General features: G+C 37.6%; 15 protein-coding genes. 8 read left to right on the forward strand and 7 right to left on the reverse strand.

Features of this window, described 5'->3' with window-relative positions:
• Positions 1 to 108 precede the first annotated feature (108 nt).
• From A6J74_RS18275 to A6J74_RS18295, 5 genes are all read left to right on the forward strand, one after another.
• Positions 109 to 1302, forward strand: coding sequence for an efflux RND transporter periplasmic adaptor subunit (locus A6J74_RS18275; protein WP_000937339.1), 1194 nt, complete (start codon positions 109 to 111; stop codon positions 1300 to 1302).
• Positions 1299 to 1979 carry an ABC transporter ATP-binding protein gene (locus tag A6J74_RS18280; RefSeq protein ID WP_000631624.1) on the forward strand — a complete coding sequence of 227 codons (681 nt, stop codon included), beginning with the start codon at positions 1299 to 1301 and terminating at the stop codon, positions 1977 to 1979. Before A6J74_RS18275 ends, A6J74_RS18280 begins: the two co-directional genes overlap by 4 nt.
• Positions 1976 to 3175 carry an ABC transporter permease gene (locus A6J74_RS18285; protein WP_000054399.1) on the forward strand — a complete coding sequence of 400 codons (1200 nt, stop codon included), beginning with the start codon at positions 1976 to 1978 and terminating at the stop codon, positions 3173 to 3175. Before A6J74_RS18280 ends, A6J74_RS18285 begins: the two co-directional genes overlap by 4 nt.
• A gap of 115 nt (positions 3176 to 3290) precedes the next feature.
• Positions 3291 to 3959, forward strand: a complete 669-nt coding sequence (yknW, locus tag A6J74_RS18290) for a YknW family membrane protein (protein ID WP_000387953.1) — start codon at positions 3291 to 3293, stop codon at positions 3957 to 3959.
• A 214-nt stretch (positions 3960 to 4173) separates the two neighbouring features.
• Entirely contained in the window at positions 4174 to 4644 is a 471-nt protein-coding gene (locus A6J74_RS18295; protein WP_000801306.1) for a sigma-70 family RNA polymerase sigma factor, read from the forward strand.
• A gap of 81 nt (positions 4645 to 4725) precedes the next feature.
• On the opposite strand, the gene A6J74_RS18300 is transcribed toward A6J74_RS18295, so the two are convergent.
• On the reverse strand, positions 4726 to 5205 hold the full coding sequence (locus tag A6J74_RS18300) for a competence protein ComK (RefSeq protein ID WP_001058457.1): 480 nt from the start codon (positions 5203 to 5205) through the stop codon (positions 4726 to 4728).
• Between the two features lie 190 nt (positions 5206 to 5395).
• Between A6J74_RS18300 and A6J74_RS18305 the strand changes: the two genes are divergently transcribed.
• Positions 5396 to 5794 carry a DUF4359 domain-containing protein gene (locus A6J74_RS18305; RefSeq protein ID WP_000731397.1) on the forward strand — a complete coding sequence of 133 codons (399 nt, stop codon included), beginning with the start codon at positions 5396 to 5398 and terminating at the stop codon, positions 5792 to 5794.
• A 173-nt stretch (positions 5795 to 5967) separates the two neighbouring features.
• Here the strand turns inward: A6J74_RS18305 and A6J74_RS18310 are convergent, their stop codons facing one another.
• Positions 5968 to 6183 (reverse strand): DUF2922 domain-containing protein, encoded by a 216-nt coding sequence (locus A6J74_RS18310; protein WP_001197605.1) that lies wholly within the window; start codon positions 6181 to 6183, stop codon positions 5968 to 5970.
• A gap of 21 nt (positions 6184 to 6204) precedes the next feature.
• On the reverse strand, positions 6205 to 6429 hold the full coding sequence (locus A6J74_RS18315; RefSeq protein ID WP_000257697.1) for a DUF1659 domain-containing protein: 225 nt from the start codon (positions 6427 to 6429) through the stop codon (positions 6205 to 6207).
• 110 nt (positions 6430 to 6539) lie between these two features.
• Here A6J74_RS18315 and A6J74_RS18320 point away from each other — a divergent pair, with 110 nt between their 5' ends.
• A complete protein-coding gene (locus tag A6J74_RS18320) occupies positions 6540 to 7025 on the forward strand; it encodes a VanZ family protein (protein ID WP_001080720.1) in 486 nt (161 codons plus the stop codon).
• Between the two features lie 27 nt (positions 7026 to 7052).
• Here A6J74_RS18320 and A6J74_RS18325 read toward each other — a convergent pair whose 3' ends face one another.
• The 4 genes from A6J74_RS18325 to A6J74_RS18340 all read right to left on the reverse strand — a co-directional run bounded on the left by A6J74_RS18325 (position 7053) and on the right by A6J74_RS18340 (position 12898).
• Positions 7053 to 9809 carry a DEAD/DEAH box helicase gene (locus A6J74_RS18325; protein WP_000610104.1) on the reverse strand — a complete coding sequence of 919 codons (2757 nt, stop codon included), beginning with the start codon at positions 9807 to 9809 and terminating at the stop codon, positions 7053 to 7055.
• Entirely contained in the window at positions 9793 to 11412 is a 1620-nt protein-coding gene (locus tag A6J74_RS18330; RefSeq protein ID WP_000939157.1) for an SWIM zinc finger family protein, read from the reverse strand. Before A6J74_RS18330 ends, A6J74_RS18325 begins: the two co-directional genes overlap by 17 nt.
• 220 nt (positions 11413 to 11632) lie before the next feature.
• Positions 11633 to 11935: a DUF3910 family protein gene (locus tag A6J74_RS18335; RefSeq protein ID WP_001102520.1), complete on the reverse strand. Its 303-nt coding sequence runs from the start codon at positions 11933 to 11935 to the stop codon at positions 11633 to 11635.
• Positions 11936 to 12019: 84 nt separating this feature from the next.
• Positions 12020 to 12898, reverse strand: a complete 879-nt coding sequence (locus tag A6J74_RS18340; protein WP_000733305.1) for a cell wall-binding protein EntA — start codon at positions 12896 to 12898, stop codon at positions 12020 to 12022.
• A 676-nt stretch (positions 12899 to 13574) separates the two neighbouring features.
• Between A6J74_RS18340 and opuD the strand changes: the two genes are divergently transcribed.
• Positions 13575 to 15092 carry a glycine betaine transporter OpuD gene (gene opuD / locus A6J74_RS18350; protein ID WP_001230123.1) on the forward strand — a complete coding sequence of 506 codons (1518 nt, stop codon included), beginning with the start codon at positions 13575 to 13577 and terminating at the stop codon, positions 15090 to 15092.
• Positions 15093 to 15100 lie beyond the last annotated feature (8 nt).

The following is a 15100-nucleotide window of genomic DNA, read 5'->3' on the forward strand; positions in this document are numbered from 1 at the left end:
ATGTGTAAAACTTTGTAAAATGATTGTAATAATATATGAATATTTTTCAGAAAGTTTTATACAATTGTGGTGTTTATTAAACTATTAATTTATAAAGGGAGAGAGAATATGTTACCAAATACGGTTCGTACTCCAAATAAGAAGAAAAAATGGATTATTATCGGAGTTATTGCACTAATTGTTATTGTGGCAGCAGTTAATATTTTTATTATGCAAGGTAAGAAGAAGGGCGCATCAACAACGGCTGATGCTGTAAGTTTTGAGAAAGTGACAGAGCGTAAGCTGAATAATACGAAGTTAGTTTCTGGTCAGGTGAAGCCTGGGAATATTGAAAGTTTCTATGCGGATCCGGCTAAAGGAAAAGTGAAAGATATTGAGGTAAAAGAGGGACAAGAGGTAGAGAAAGGTACGAAGTTATTCTCTTATGATAATGAAGAGATTAATCTTCAAATGAAGCAAGCTGAGCTTGATCAGAAGATGGCAGATATGCGTTATGATCAAGGGAAAAAGAAGATTGATTCGCTCAAGAAAGAAATTAAGAAGGTGAAAGATAGCGGAGCTGGGAAAGAAGTAACAGATCCGATGGAAGAGCAAGTAAGTGAGTTAGAAATAGCGCAAAAAACAACTGACCTTGAGAAAGAGAAAGGGAAGTTACAGAAAGAAGAGTTAAATAAAAAGCAGAAAGAGCTTACGATTTATAGTAATTTTGCTGGTGTTGTTCAAAAGTTAGATAAAGATGCGGCGCAAAGTTCATCTCAAGCGTTAGGTGGACAAGGGAAGGCATTTTTACAAGTTGCTTCTAAAGACCCGTTCCAAGTTCAAGGGACTTTAACAGAGCTTCAGAAGTCACAAATCCAAAAGGATCAAACATTCACTGTAACTGCGAAAGCAAATAATAAGAAGAAGTGGACAGGTAAGATTACAGAGGTAAGTGAATTCCCAACGAGTGCAGAGATGGGGCAAGCTGGTGGTGTAGGTGAAGCAACTCAAAATATGTCCCAATATACATATAAAGCAAGTCTTGATAGCCAAGACGGTTTATCTCCAGGTTACCATGTTTCATTACAAGTAAACTTAGAGAATAAGACGATGATTGCTGTTCCAAGTAAGAGCATTGTAGAAAAAGACGATGATGCATTTGTTTATATGGAAGAAAAAGGAAAGCTCCGTAAACAAAATGTGAAAAAAGGTGCTACTGATGGAGATTGGACAGAGATTACTGAAGGCGTAACAGTGGGGCAAAAGGTGGTTAAAAATCCTTCCGACAACGTGTATGACGGAATGGAAGTGAAAGAGAAATGATTACGCTAAATAATATTGCTAAGACGTATTATCAAGGGAAGCTTGCGGTACCGATTTTGCATGGTATTAGTTTAACGATTCAGAGTGGTGAGTTTGTTTCGATTATGGGGCCTTCTGGTTCTGGTAAGTCAACGCTTATGAACATTATTGGTTGTTTAGATCGTCCAACAGAAGGCGAATATATGCTGAATGATGTGAATATCTTAACAGCAGACGAGTCAAAGCTCGCTTTAATTCGTAATGAATATATCGGCTTTGTATTCCAGCATTTTAATTTACTGCCGCGTCTCTCTGCGGTGGAAAATGTTGAACTTCCGCTCGTATACGGTGGCGTGAAGAAAGCAGAACGTCGTAAGCGTGCCTTAGAGGCGTTAGGTAAAGTGGGATTAGCGGACCGCGTACATCATTTACCGAATGAATTATCAGGTGGACAGAAGCAACGTGTAGCGATTGCAAGGGCAATTGCGAATAACCCAACGTTCATTATGGCCGATGAGCCGACTGGTGCGCTAGATACGAAGTCTGGTGAGCAAGTTATGGATATTTTTACGAAGCTTAATGCAGAAGGTACGACAATTGTTATGGTTACGCATGAAGAGGAAGTAGCGGCTTATTCGTCTCGCCGCATTGTACTGCGAGACGGGAAAGTTACAGAAGATAGAAGGTGTGCAGTATGAGTTTACTAGATAGTATGAAAATTGCCTTATCGTCTATTTTAGCTCATAAACTACGCTCGGCTTTGACGATGCTTGGGATTATTATCGGTGTAGGCTCTATTATTACCGTCGTTGCGATTGGGCAAGGTGGGGAAGCTGCATTGAAATCTCAATTTGTTGGATCAGGTAATCAAACGGTTCCGATTCATTATAGTGCTGATATGAATGATCCTTTTGGTATGGGGATGGTAGAAGCACCGAAAATAACTGAAGAAGATATTTTTGAAATTAAAAAAATCCCAGAAATCTCACATGTTGTAACAACAAATTCAAGTATGGAACCACTTGATATTGAAGATAAAGTAGAAATGGTGAGTATTACTGGATTAGACAGTGAGTATTTTTCAGTAAATAAAGTAAAGTTGTTAAAGGGACGTTCTTTACAAGAATCAGATGTGGATCAAGGTAATAACGTTGTCATGATTAGTAAACAAATGGAGGAAAAGGTATTTAAGGATGCCAATCCAGTCGGTAAAATTATTGAAATGAAGGGTCAACCGATGCAAATTATTGGTGTCTACAAATCAGATAACGAGTTTATGGGAATGGGACCATCAGAAGCATTAATTCCAATTTCATTATGGCCGACACTGTATGGAAAAGATGAAATTCAAAATATTTCTGTTCAAGCAAAAAATGTAGATAACTTAGAAAAAGCAGGTAAAAAAGCTGCAGATGTCTTAAACAGTCGTAAACCGAGTGATGCAACTGGTAAATACGAAGTTATGAATTTAAAAGAACTTCAAGAAGGTATTTCAAAGATGACCGGCATTATGACGATGATCATCGGCGGTATCGCTGGTATTTCACTAGTCGTTGGTGGTATTGGTGTTATGAACATTATGCTCGTATCTGTAACAGAACGTACGCGCGAAATTGGAGTACGTAAAGCACTTGGAGCGACGCGTAGTAAAATTTTATTACAGTTTTTAATTGAAGCAGTTATGTTAACGCTTCTAGGTGGTTTAATCGGAATTGGTCTTGGATATGGCGGGGCATATATCGTTTCCACATTTGCGAAGTGGCCACCGCTCGTTTCATGGGAAGTTGTCGTTGGAGGAGTGCTATTCTCTATGACACTTGGTATTGTTTTTGGATTAATTCCAGCAAACAAAGCTGCGAAATTAGATCCAATTGAAGCATTACGTTATGAGTAATTAATAGTGTAGTAGAACTACACATTACCGTTCTAGTGGGCGGTTCGTAGCCTCTTACAATGAGGAAGTGAACCGCCCGTTAGAACGGGTTATATAAATAGAAGGAGGCGTTATAATGGAAGCGAATTTGAATACGCAAAAGGTTGGCGGAGAGAAGCCATCATTATTTGGAATGATTACTTCTCCTGGTGTGCAGTTTGAGAGAATGAAGACTAGTAATGCGGTTTGGGGTGCTTTTTGGTTACTGGTTTTATTAGCGGGGATCATAGGAGGACTTGCTTCTTATGTTTACTCTTTAACTCCGGAGGCGATTAAGGTTAATAAGGATTTAGGTATTACTGTTACGCCTGTAATGTCGTTTGGTACGGGTGCAGTATTCGGTGCTATTGGTATGGCGATAGGTTTCTTTATTAGCGCAGCAGTGTATAAAGTATTAATGATGTTAATGAGCAATGATACTTCTTATAAGAAATTATTAACAATTAGTGTGTATTCAAGCATTATTTCATTACTTGGTTTATTAATTAATACAGTTTTAGCACTTGTTTTAGGCGGATCAGGACAAGAAATGTATACTGGCTTAGGACCGATTTTCGCTTCAAGTGGTGGTGTTGCAAAAGGTATTGCAAATAACATTGAAGTGTTCACAATTTGGGGATTTGTTATTACATGGTTAGGTCTTCAAATTACGGCTGATTTAAGTAAAAAGAAAGCAACAATTCTTATGGTTGTCTTCTTTATCTTAACTATTGGATTTGGCGCAGTAAAAGGCATGTTCCAATAATAATAAAATAAAAAAGGTGGCTCTCTAGAGTCACCTTTTTTATTTTTGCCCTTACTTCAAATACCACCAACAAAATTTCAAATACTGCCTAGTGTAATTTCAAATTCCTTCGGTAGTATTTGAAATTACTCACAGTGAAGTCTCTTCTTTATTTTTATATTGTAAAGGTACCGCGGAATAACAAAGGGGTATACCTTTTAGAAATAGGTACTATGTGAAGCCAGCGACTTTTACAGAGACGGTTGTTTTGTATGAGGGAATGATTGTAAATCAAATAAAGAAGTTAAGTATTTATCAAGATCATGAAGAGTATTATCAATGTGGTTTAATTGGTCTTTGGTATGCGTATGAAAGATATGAGGAGGAGAAAGGAAGTTTTCCTGCTTATGCAGTGATAACAGTACGTGGTTATATATTGGAAAGATTGAAGAAAGAATGTGTAATGCAGGAGAGGTATGTGTGCGTCGGAGAGTACGATGAACAATTTGAGTCTGAAGAAACGGGAATGAGAGCACAGGATTTTATGAGTGTGTTAAATAAGAGGGAGAGGTACATTATTTCGGAACGATTTTTTGTAGGAAAAAAGATGGGAGAAATAGCCTGTGAAATGGGAATGACATATTATCAGGTGAGGTGGATATACCGGCAGGCACTTGAGAAAATGCGAGATAGTGTAAAGGGATAAAGAGAATAAGTAGAATGGAAGATAAGAGAAAGATCACCTTCCATTCTATTTGTTTTAAGATAGTAAATGTGGCATGAGGTTTTATGAGTGTAGTGAATCTTGCATGTTCATTTGGGATAAAACATATCCAGCTTTCCATAATTGCTGACTTAACTTATGGGAACTAATTTGTATCGTTACGGTAAATCCGTTTGAGAAAAAAATTTTAGCTTTTTTAGTTTTTTTGAAAAACTCTATTGTATGGATATGCTTGTAGAACAACCAAATACAGTTTGGAGAAGCAGGAGATTCTGTTGGAAAAGCGCAAATATATTCCTTATGATTAATTGGAATCGGAACGTTTTGTTTGAATTTAAAGTTTGCTTGGACTGCATTACGTCTGCCCTGATAAGTAGAATAAACATCTGTTAGACAAGATTTCTGTATGAGCTGGAGAGCGGTTTGGCGGGAGTAAAGGTGCTTCCCGCTACTGTCGATAATTTTTGTACGGTAAGAGGGGTGCTTACATGGCTCTAACATCATTGTAGAACTAGAAATAAAAATATCATTTTCATTGTTCATTAGTATAATGCCTCCCTTGTAATCTTTATTCTGAATATAATTATATATAAATTTTGTAAAGTCACTATTAATATTCTGTTTTATATTGTAAATTTTAGTTATTCGTTTACAATCAACAGATGATAGTCTTTCTAATTTGCATCGCTTGTACATATATATGAAAATAGAAAAGAATAGGCGGTGATATAGCATGAAGAAAAAGTATATTATTATAGTGCTAGCTGTTGTTCTCCTAGTTTATTTAGCGAATAGTAATCCGAGTAAAGGAGAATATACGGATTGGGCAGCGAAGCAGTTTATGAAACGTAATGATGTAAGTAAGAAGCTAGATGAGGTTCAAAAAGAAAATGAAGAGGGTCTTCTTGGCGATTTAGCATCGGCAGGTAAGAAGTTGGCGAAAAAGTATGTTGAGCCACAAGTTGGATTATTAATCGACCATTATACAAAGCGAAATGATTATATTTTCTTCTCAACATATACGACTGATTTCGATTTAGGTGGAGAAAATTATAAATATGTATGCATCGGTTTTTCAAAGATTTTTATTCCGATTGAAATGCCGAAGAAAAAAGACGAATCTGCAAAATAATGCAGATTCGTCTTTTTCGTTTATTCCGCTGTTTGTGGGCAGTCAGACTCCTATCTCAAAATTCGGCTGGAGAGAAGAAGTTAGTTGGGAGCCTTACTGCCTGTAAATGCCCGATTGGTGAAGGTTAATAATCAGTAGGGATGAACAAAATCCCCACTGATTAAAGTTTTACTTTATAGAGTAATTGGAACTTCGGATATATTTTTTTCTACGAGACGGGCTCCTTTTTTTCGGGTATTTTCATCAATTGATGAAAATATAGATGACGCAAGAATGGTATCCATTACTTGATTTACGACTTGTGCATCGACGGGTGTGATGGGCTTATCGATAGAAAAAACAACTGTTTTTCCATCTTCTTTCGTGAAAATCAATTCGAGTACTTGCATGCTTTATTCCCTCCTTATTATTTATACGTTAGCAAGATCTGAAGTACTTACAAGTTGTACAGCGTGAAGTGATGATTCTTGTAAGGAAGCAAGGGCACGGGCTACGTTGTGTACTTGCTCTAAGTTTGCATTTGTTTTAACGCGTTTAAATTGTTTGTTCTTCAAAGTTGTTTTTCCATTCTTATCTAATCCATTGTTTAATACAAGACGTAGAGTTAAATCCATTACGATTGTTTCAACTGCCATGTTTATCACCCCCTTTCACTTTATAAATAGGGGGCAAATGTCATGTTTTGGCGTGAAATTTTTTCTTTTTTTTGGTACTCTTAAAAGACTAAGAGAGGGGTTTCGGAAGAATGAATCGTAAATGGTTATTTTGGATTCCTGTATTACTATGGATGGGGCTTATCTTCTATTCCTCAGCACAACCATATAAAAAACAGGATATGCGCTCGGATATTGAACAATATGTAAATGTTGAGTTTGTGAAAGAGCATTTTTCATGGGTATCTATCGATTATGGTGGAGGTACACCTGTTAGTATTGCAAATAAAGGTGTGGGCGGATTTGTTGAATTTTTCCTTCGTAAAGGTGCTCATTTTATGGTGTTCTTCATGCTCGGTTCTTTGACGTATTATGCTTTTCATCGATCGGGTTGTTCGAGAAAAAGATGCTTTATATATGCCCTTCTTTTCGTTGCAGGGTATGCAACATTGGATGAAATCCATCAATGGTTTACGGGAGACCGTACACCGATGTGGCAAGATACATTACTTGATACGTGCGGCGGATTGACAGGAATTATAATAAGTAATTGGTTTTGGAATAGAAAAAGGAGCTAATCTCATTTCGAGATTTGCTCCTTTTGTTTATACACCAAGTAATTCTTTTAATTCGTCTGTTGATAGTTCAGTCATCCAACTATCACTTGTAATGACCGCATTGTTTAGAGATTGTTTTCGTTCTAACATTTCATCAATTTTCTCTTCTAATGTTCCTGTTGTAATAAGTTTGTGAACATGAACGAATCGTTTTTGACCAATACGATATGCACGGTCCGTTGCTTGATTTTCTACAGCTGGATTCCACCAACGATCGTAGTGAATGACATGATTAGCGGCAGTTAAGTTTAAGCCTGTTCCGCCAGCTTTTAAGGATAAGATGAAAATGTCATACGTTCCGTTTTGGAACTGTTCGATCATCTTATCACGCTCTTTCTTCGGCACACTGCCGTTTAAGAAGAGGACGCGCTGACCAAATGTTTCCTCTAATATGCTCTTTAGCATGTTTCCCATGCTGATGTATTGGGTAAAGATTAAACAGCTCTCATTCTGATCTTTAATATTTTCGATTAGTTCCATTACCGTTTTTGTTTTCATAGAACGTTCAACGATATCTTTCGGTTCTGTTTCTTTTAAATAAAGAGCAGGGTGATTGCAAATTTGTTTTAGTTTATTCAACATTAGTAATATGAACCCGCGACGTTCAATCCCGCTTAGCCCTTCAACATTTTGTAATGTATCTTGAACAAGTTGCTCGTATAAGGAAGCCTGTTCACCAGTTAGTGGGCAGTAAGCTTTCTGTTCCTGTTTATCTGGTAAGTTTAATGCGACTGTTTGATCTTTCTTCGTTCGACGCAGTAAAAATGGTGAGATAAAGCGTTGGACTTGTTGGATTTTTCTTTCATCACGGTCTTTTTCAATCGGTGTGACGAAGCGGCGCTGGAATTGTCCTAAACTGCCAAGATATCCATGATTAATAAAGTCGAAAATGGACCAAAGCTCGGCAAGTCGGTTTTCCATCGGTGTACCAGTTAAAGCAATTTTATGATTTGCCTGCAAGTTGCGTACTGCTTTCGACTGTTTCGTATGTGGGTTCTTAATATTTTGTGCTTCATCCAAAATAACAGCGTCCCAGCATAACGAAGTAAGTTCTTCCTCGTCAAGTTGAGCTAACGCATAAGACGTTAATACAACATCTGCTGATTGAAGAAAATCTTTAAATGAATCTCCCTTATCGCGGTTACTTCCATAATGTAATTGAACGCGTAAATTTGGTGCGAAACGCTCAAATTCTTTTTGCCAATTTCCAAGAACGGATGTCGGCGCCACGATTAATGCAGGACCTGTTTTGAGCTTGTTTTCTTTTACATATAGTAAGTAAGAGATCGTTTGAATACTTTTCCCAAGTCCCATATCGTCCGCTAATAATGCCCCAAATCCAAGTTGTCGTAAATATAATAACCATTCAATGCCGTGTTGCTGATACGGACGAAGTGTTGCGTTTAGTGAAGTAGGGACATCTACTTTTGGAATATCTCCAATATGGAGTAGCTTTTGGAATAGCTCTTCATAATATCCGTCTAGTTCGATTTCAATATCAGTAAACGGACTATCTTCTTCCACAATTTCTGTTTCAGCAGTGTTTGATAAATGTTGCTGGAGGACATCTTTCATTTCTAGTCCGTATTTATCGGCACGGTTCATTAGTTTTCTTACTTCTTCAATAAAGGCTGGATCCAGTCGCATCCATTGACCATTTATATTGAATAATCGTTTGTTTTGTTCAATGAGTTCGAAAAATTCGCTTTCCGATAAATCAATTCCGTTCGTTGAAATGCGCCAATCAAAGTTAACGAGCGTATTCATGCCGAAGAAAGATTGTGTTTGTGCTGTGCTTTGCTTCAGCTGTACACGCAGCTTCGGTTTTGCTGCTTTTAAATTTTGCCACCATGATGGTAATAAAATTGTAATACCAGCTGCAAGTAACTCGTCACTTGCTTCTGTTAAGAAATTCCAAGCTTCCGTTTCAAACAGTTCTTTTCTGAACGTATCCCCTTCTTTTAGCCACGGTACGAGCTTACTAAAGCCTTCTTGCGTTTCCGTAATACGCTCTTCGTAATCGTGCCATCTTTTCGGTAAGGAATCGATGTTTTCATATACATATATGCGATGTGCCCCGCGCTTTGGTGCCACAATCGTTTCAAGCTTCCACATTTCAAATTCCTCTTGTGGTTCTTGCAGTCTTAGTCCAATTGTAAAGGGAAGGTCATCTTCAATATAACCGATTTTTCGAAGCCAATCTTCTTCATGTAGCGCTGTTTCCAGCTGTCTTTTCGTAAAGTCGTAATGTTCGTATAGTCTCTTTGCATCTTCCCATCCGTCATTTGATCGGTTATCTTGCAATATACTTTCATTTACCGAGGTTGAGAAAAGCGTTGCTAATGTGTCATCTTCGATTGGTGTATTTTGAACTTTCCAAGATGGTTGTTTGGGCCAACGTTCCATATCGGGTACGAAGCTACCGCTTACGAAGGCATCCCATAATTCATTTGCATCTTTCGTAAGTGCTGTAATAGGATCGTTCATTTGAATATGTGCAAAGGAGTTCATCGGTTTGTTTGCGATGTATTCAAATGCTTGTGCGTTTGTTAGCATAACACCTTGTTTCCCTTCAAAGGTTGCTTCTTTTAGAAACGTGCCATAGAAGGAAGTGGCGTGCCATGTAAATGCATTTCGTTTCCAACTAGTTACGGATAATGGAGTACCGCTGTCATCTTCGCCCCAAAGGAACCAACCTTGACTAACATGCTGGAGCCTAATTGTTACTTCAGTTTGATTGATCATCGATTAATTTTCCTTTCCGTAATTCCTCTTGTAGTGCACGAAGGCGTGAATGTAGATTGGCGATATGAATAATGAAAGCATCCCATTCATCGGTGCGTTTTAAACGTTTATATAATGTACGTAATTTCTTTAAGTAGCGAACTGCACGTCTATATGATTTACGGTTTCGTTCTTCAATGGCCTCTACAGCAGCAAGATGATAAAGAGGAAGTGCCGCTTCTGGCGCTTCTTTTTCAATATCTTTCAATGGCTCTTTCAATAGTTCAATTGCTTCAAATCCATATAAGAGATGAAGTTCGGACCATGTACGATACTGCTTCTTCGCGAGTACGTATTGTTCGTAGTTTGTGAAACTATACGGTAATAGTTCTTGTAAAATCATTTCGAATCCAGCTTGTTCATTTGTATGCGTTGCATATGTTTCGTACATGATTACAAATAACCGAACGATATCTTTTATGAAGATTGTATCCTCGTGCTCATGTATGGTTTTCTTTACTTGTTTATACGTAAACGAAAGCCAGTTTTTTCCGCGATCCCACTGCATGGCGCTTAATAGCTCTTCTAACCAATAGAAATAAAGACTTACAACAGAAGCAGGCTGTTTTTTTAGTAAGTCCATTGCTAGTAGGTCTTCGTCATTTAAAAAGAATAGATGAGAAGATGCTAATGCTTTAGAAAGTGGATTTATTTTCGTGTCAATTCGTTTTTCTTCTTCTTGCAGTTGATCTTTATTGTTTAACAGTTCACTCCATATGTGACGATAAATGAAAAATCGCTCTTGCGTATAAGAGTCGGTAGAGAAGAATACTTCATGAACGAGACGAGCTGTTTCTTGCAAAATGATTTCAGACTCTGAAGGAATCGCTTCTGATTGTAAGTCCCGAACGATGGATTCCACTTTATCTACAAATAGGCGAACGACGTTAACAGGTTGGTGATAAGAATACGTTTTATTTACTTCGAATGCCTGAATTTCTTCTAATAATTTTTGAAAGCAATAAAGTGCCGCGTGTAGTCTGAACAATTCATGTATTGCAATGATACGCGGAGCTTTCCGCTCGAGTTTCGTATAGAAGTCTGTAAAAATACTCATAAGAAAATACATTTGTTTATAAGTAAGCCGAGCTTGTTCTTTTTTAAATGATTCATATTCGTTGTCAAAATATGATTGCCAACTTTTATAATCTGTTTCTTCAAAAGCTGATGATTGCAATACTTGTCTTGCAGTTCGAATAGGAGGAAGAGAAGGTTTCGTATTATTTTTAAATAAAGTTAATACATCTCCTACTTGCCCGAAACTAGACGCTGCAGATAGTAACACAGCGAGCATATGCTCACATTGCGTTGGTGCGAAGCAATCGCAATAGCTTTCAGCGACGTTACGAATCGGGATATGAACGCTATATACGCTGCCTTCAGCATCTACAGTTCCTGATAGCGTGTAACCATCAAAGTCAACGTTGTAGACAACACCACTACGATATAGGTGCCGAGCTGTAGCGACATGTTCCTGATCAGCTGTTTGCTGTGGATCTAGTCCTTGAACGAACTCATTCGCAATCATCATAATTTCATCTTTCGTAATTGAGTGTTGCAGCATAATATTCCTCCGTACACATATTTCTTTCCTTTACCATTATAAACAAAAAATGCTCAAAACAGAAAAAATGAAATTTAGATTATCATATCGTAACTGTGAATGGGAAGATGCTGTATCATTCTCTTGGTACAAATAATACGTTGAAACCAGGGGAAGTATCTGGTCCGACTCGTTAACGTAAGAAAGACTATCTCTTGTAATTGAGATAGTCTTTTTGCGGTCAGAAGCGTGTCTGCTTTAATGTCGCTTGTACATACGGATTATTTACTATTTGTTCGACTAGCGGTAGCATTGCTTGTTCGAATGGAATATCGATAGGAAATGGCTTTTGTGAGCCTGGTTTTATCCCGTATTGTACAATTTTGTAATGTATATTTCCTTCATGGCCGAGCACAATTAATTTATAGCGATTGTCATCGCCGGCGAGTGAAAAATCAATGGAAGTAGCATCATATGTTACTTCGTCTTTATATATATAAGGTTTTGGTGTGCCAATCCAGTCTACTTTTGCTTGTACATTCATGATAATAGCCTCCTCATAGCTATTATAAATAAATAAAAGCCAGCTCTCAACAAAGAGAACCGGCTGTAATTTAGCATTCATTGGTTATTTTAAAATTTTCACTTTAACAGTTTTGCGTCCCCATTTTTGGGCAGCGCTATCTGATCCAAGTAGAATGTCGATACGGTTACCTTTAATTGCACCGCCAGTATCTCCAGCGATAGCTTCTCCATAACCTTCAACCCATACTTTAGATCCTAATGGGATTACTTTCGGATCAACAGCGATCATTTTCATGTTTGGATTCGCAGTTAAATCATGACCCATTGCAGTTAATACACGGCCGCCATATGTGCCACCGTTTTCGCTCGGGTGAGCTGTATATGCTGTAGCTACAACTGTTAACTCACGACCACCAGAAGGTTCGCTAGTTTCAGCAGCTTTCACAGCAGGCTTAGCAGCTGGTTTTGCTTGTGCTACAGGTGCTTGAGCTTTAGCTGGTGCTGCAGCTTTAGCAGGAGCTGGTGTTTCTTGTTTCTCAATAACAGGTGCTGTACCTGTTAAGAAAGGAACATGAACATAAGCTGTTTTCCCGTTATATTCAAATTGTAACCACTCATTTTGTACTTGGTTCGTTGTTTCGATCATATCGTCCTTCTTCAACGTTCCAAGAATTTCTGAGTTTGTGTTCGCTTCAGCACGTACGTTTAATACGTTAGCTGTTACGTAGTAGATGCTTTTTGTGAACTCTGCACTTACGAATGCGTCTTTACCATCTAAAGTGATTTTTGACCATCCGTTCTCTGTATTTAGAACATCTATTTTATTACCGTTTAGTAATTTACCGACAACTTTTGATTCAGTAGTAGGGTTTTCGCGTACGTTTAGTACGTCTGTTGTTACAACAGTTTCTGCATTGGCAGATGATGTGAAAATCCCAAGACCAAAAACTGCTGCTGTTGCTATACCAATTAATTTTTTCATGATAGCCTCCATTGCGTTTGTTTTCGTGTCCTCATTATAGCAACAGATTTTTTCGGATTTGGGGAAAACACACAATTACAAACCATTCGTAATCAGTCGTTAACATCCTGTAATATAACAAAAAATATAGGAAAGCGTTTTTCATTCTATATGATTAGTAGGTTTCTAGTTATATTCAAAATATTTAATACAACATATTTTTTTCGTCGTAAATAAAAATGTTACGACAGTATTACAAAACGTTTACTATACAGTTACATTCCTTGAGTATTTTACCGTTTTATGGGTAATATAGTTATATAAACATAAACATTTCGTTTGTGAAGCTATAAACATGTGCTATATACTAGTAAAAAAACCGCATAATTGTTACAAGAAGAAAAGGTTGCAAGGAAGGAATTTGCCCTTTTTTACATATGTAACACATCCTTTTTTGGGAAAATACATTCCCATCCGCATTTTTCTCGCACAATTTGGCAGCAGTATTTCTACCTTGTAGCTCTTGCAGAGTGAAAAGGTTATACGGAAGGTAAGGCTGTCTATAAGAATTCTAATTGGTGAAGGTGAAAGTAAGAGATTTGAAAGAAAATCACCGCAAAAATTATAGTTTTCTATCCGATTTAACATATCGGAATTTATGTTATTTACAAAAGTGAAACCTACGAAGGGGGATTTGATGAGGAAACTGACAAAGACATTCATCGTTTCATTAACATTATGTATTGCATTTACAATTTGGGGGATTATTCCCGAATCTATTATTGGACAAGGTAGCCTAGGAAATGTAACAACTGCAATTCAAACTGCACTAGTTAGTAAGTTTGGATGGTTTTATATTATTTCTGTTTCTATCGTTTTAGGTGTGTCCATCTTTTTAATTGTCTCGAAATACGGTTCTATTCGTTTAGGTAAAGATGATGACGAACCTGATTATAGTTATATGACATGGTTTGCTATGTTATTTAGTGCTGGTATGGGTATCGGTTTAGTTTTCTGGGGTGTTGCGGAACCATTAAACCATTTATACGCACCTCCGTTTGGAGATGGTGCAACTGAGGAAAGTGCGCGTCTTGCACTGCGTTTTTCATTTTTCCATTGGGGATTACATCCTTGGGGACTATATGCGTTTGTAGCGTTATGTATTGCGTACTTCACTTTTAGAAAAGGAAAAGCAAGTACAATTAGTGCGACAGTAGGTCCGTTATTTAAGGGCGGGGAACATGGGCGTATTGCTCATTCATTTGATGTGTTAGCTGTGTTCGCGACTGTGTTTGGTGTTGCGACATCATTAGGTCTAGGGGCAAAACAAATTGCAGGTGGTGTTAGCTATTTAACATCTATCCCTAATTCATTAACGACACAGTTAGTTATTATCGCAATCGTAACAGTTCTTTTCATGTTATCTGCGCAAACCGGTCTTGATAAAGGAATTAAATATTTAAGTAATACGAACATTATTTTGGCATTTGCACTTATGATAATTGTATTATTTGCAGGTCCAACAAACTTTATTATGAATTACTTCACTTCAACGATTGGTTCTTACATTCAGGAATTGCCAGGCATGAGTTTCCGTTTAAGTCCATTGGATGAAGGCGGAAATCAATGGATCCAGTCTTGGACAATTTTCTATTGGGCATGGTGGATTGCATGGTCACCATTCGTAGGTACATTTATTGCTCGTGTGTCACGAGGGCGTACGATTCGTGAGTTTGTTATTGGTGTGTTACTTGTTCCGACCGTAATTGGTGCACTTTGGTTCTCTGTTTTCGGCGGGACTGGTATTCATATGGAGCTGTTTGGTGATGCGCATATCTTCGACAAAGTGAAAGAGATGGGAACAGAAGTAGGATTATTCGCTATGTTCGATCAGATGGGTAGCTTTGGATCAGCTTTATCAGTTTTAGGTATTCTACTTATTGCAACATTCTTTATTACATCAGCAGATTCTGCGACGTTTGTTTTAGGAATGTTAACGACGCATGGTAGTTTAAATCCACCGAACCGCATTAAAATGGTTTGGGGTATCGTTCTAGCCGCGATAGCTTCTACCTTATTATATGTTGGTGGATTAGAAGCATTGCAAACGGCAGCTATTATTGCGGCATTCCCATTCGTCTTTGTTATTTTCTTTATGATGGCAGCATTATTTAAAGAATTGCAAAAAGAAGGACGTATGAAGCAACATAAATAATAGAAGGA

The organism is Bacillus sp. FDAARGOS_235 (assembly GCF_002073415.2).
In the GTDB taxonomy this organism is placed as follows: domain Bacteria; phylum Bacillota; class Bacilli; order Bacillales; family Bacillaceae_G; genus Bacillus_A; species Bacillus_A toyonensis.